Source organism: Endozoicomonas sp. YOMI1 (genome assembly GCF_024606345.1).
Lineage (GTDB): Bacteria > Pseudomonadota > Gammaproteobacteria > Pseudomonadales > Endozoicomonadaceae > Endozoicomonas.
On record NZ_JAHHPM010000471.1, the window covers coordinates 1 to 2,333 of the forward strand.

Sequence of the window (2,333 nt, forward strand, 5' to 3'; positions counted from 1 at the left end):
TCGCTACCCGCCGCCCACTCCCCGCTACCCGCAAAAGAAAAGACCAGCGCTTTTTCGGGCAGCGGGCGGCGGGAAGCGGGCAGCGCCCGAAGGGATCAATAGGCGTTCGGGTTCATAAACCCTTTGAACACAGTGCCAATAATAATCTTGATATCCAGCCACAACGACCAGTTATTGATATATTCCAGGTCACACTCCACCCGGCGCTGCATCTTATCCAGCGTATCGGTCTCACCCCGGAAGCCCCGTACCTGGGCCAGCCCGGTAATACCCGGCTTAACCTTATGGCGCTTCATATAAGATTCCACCAGATCTTTGTAATACTCGTTATGAGCCAGAGCATGAGGCCGTGGCCCAACAATGGACATCCGCCCCTGCAACACATTAATAAACTGCGGCAACTCATCCAGGCTGGTACGGCGAATAAAGGCACCCACCTTCGTCACCCGTGGATCACCTTTAGTGGCCTGTGTCACCTTACCTTCGTCTTCCTGATGCACCTTCATACTGCGGAATTTATAAATCTTCACCTGCTGGCCAGAAGCCCCATGACGGAATTGCTTGAAAAACACTGCCCCCGGTGATGAGAGTTTCACGGCAATGGCCACACCAACCATCACTGGCGAAATCAGCAGCAGAATCAGGCTGCCAATCACAATATCCGACACTCGTTTAATAATGGCGTTAATGCTATCCATGGGAGAACAGCTGATATCCAGGGAATAAAAGTCACCAATTTTGGTAATGCTATGGTTCAGCAATGGTAGATCCTGCAGTCCCGGCATATATCGGATATTGGCAGTGCTATGGCGTAGGGCAAACATCACTGGCTGAAGAATGGAGTTCTTGTTAAAGGGCATGCTGAGCCAACATTCATCAAAGGCTTCATTTCTGGTCAGGTACTGCTCCAGCTCTGCCAGTGCCTGCTCATCAGTACTGTGCGCAATAATATGCTGAAGCCGATAGCCATAGGCATTGTCTTTGGAGAAGTATTCCCGCATGGCCTCAAAGTTACAGCCATCGCCAATAACCAGCACATGGCGGGTATTGCGCCCCCGGCTACGGAATTGCATCAGCATTCGATAAAGAGCGAACCGGATCACTAATGCCATGGGGATGGCCAGCCCTACCCAGGTAAAGAGCCAGATACGGGAATACCGCTCGGTGGTTTTGGTCATCACCATAAAAGCGATCAGCGCCATAAACGACAATGCCCAGGCAATGGCTACCTTGGTCAATCGCTCACTGATCCGTCGCCCACGCCAGGGGGCATACACTTCACACAAAAACGAAAACACCACCACCAGAAGCGCCTGCATATATATTACATTCAGATAGTGGGTAGCATGGTCACCAAAACGCACCCATTCCGATAGTTCCGCACAGCCAAAGGCAATGGCCACATCCATAATGACCAGTAAAAAAAGAGGCAGCCGGGACCGGCCTGATAACAACGAGGTAGGCATCTACATTCCAATCCAGCTTTTAACAATCCGTCACCGAGCAACCATAAAAGGCAACGCAGCCAACAACAACCCGGCGCAGGTCACCAGAAAATCCAGCGGGTTAAAATTCCGGAGTGGCAGCACCGCTTGCAAACTTTCATCCAGGGCGCAGCCAATAATCAACAGCAGTAACAACCAGCCCCGGTGCCAGAACCCTGAGCTGGCCAGGTGAGCCAGTACTGAAAGAATAAAGGCCATCACAAAATGCATCTGTAGATTGCCACCCAGAAAACGTTCAATACTGCCCCAGGCCCAGTGGCCATAACCGAGGCTTTTGCTGGCCGAAAGAATCACCAGAAAGGCCAGCCAGCCAACCGCTAAAATCCTTACCAAATCTTGAGTCCTTTTTTGCACCACAAAGGCACAAAGACACAAAGTTTTTGGGTTTGCCTGCGCCTGCGCATAGCGCTGACAAACAAAAGAAGTCTTCCTTTGTGCCTGTGTGTCTTTGTGGTTCAAAAAAAATCAAACCGACCGCAACTCAGCAGCATGTTCCAGGAACCACCGGTAAGTCATCCCCAACCCATCCTGTAAAGAGACCGAAGCCTTCCAGCCAAGCCGTTCCAAACGGGAAGCATCCATCAGCCTGCGAGGAGTGCAGGGGAAAATCATGAAACCCCGCACCCTGCGAGGACTTCAGACAGATATTGAGTGCTCATGGCTGCCCCTTTTCTCCTTACGCCCTAAACCTGCTTTAAAGGTTTTGGTATTGTTCAGCATATTGACTGCCATATGTCGAAACCCAGTGAGCATTTCAGCGACATTGCCTCTTATGATTCGACAATCATCTTCTCTCATTGCAACATCCATTTTCCAATGCAGTTTATT

3 protein-coding genes and 1 pseudogene are annotated in these 2,333 nt (G+C 50.7%); all 4 read right to left on the reverse strand.

Annotated features, from left to right (window positions below; translation table 11 throughout):
• Positions 1-95 precede the first annotated feature (95 nt).
• Positions 96-1,466, reverse strand: coding sequence for an undecaprenyl-phosphate glucose phosphotransferase (locus KDK15_RS16590; RefSeq protein WP_257296503.1), 1,371 nt, complete (start codon positions 1,464-1,466; stop codon positions 96-98).
• A 30-nt stretch (positions 1,467-1,496) separates the two neighbouring features.
• Positions 1,497-1,838, reverse strand: coding sequence for a hypothetical protein (locus KDK15_RS16595; RefSeq protein ID WP_257296504.1), 342 nt, complete (start codon positions 1,836-1,838; stop codon positions 1,497-1,499).
• A 132-nt stretch (positions 1,839-1,970) separates the two neighbouring features.
• Complete coding sequence (locus KDK15_RS16600; RefSeq protein WP_257296505.1) at positions 1,971-2,117, reverse strand: hypothetical protein; 147 nt, start codon at positions 2,115-2,117, stop codon at positions 1,971-1,973.
• Positions 2,114-2,333: pseudogene (locus KDK15_RS16605) on the reverse strand (transposase); the annotation flags it as partial. The pseudogene KDK15_RS16605 and the gene KDK15_RS16600, both read right to left, overlap by 4 nt.

Coding starts and splice junctions, on each gene's coding strand:
- KDK15_RS16600 (WP_257296505.1), bottom strand. CDS start 2,117: ATGATTTTCCCCTGCACTCCTCGCAGGCTGATGGATGCTTCCCGTTTG.
- KDK15_RS16590 (WP_257296503.1), bottom strand. CDS start 1,466: ATGCCTACCTCGTTGTTATCAGGCCGGTCCCGGCTGCCTCTTTTTTTA.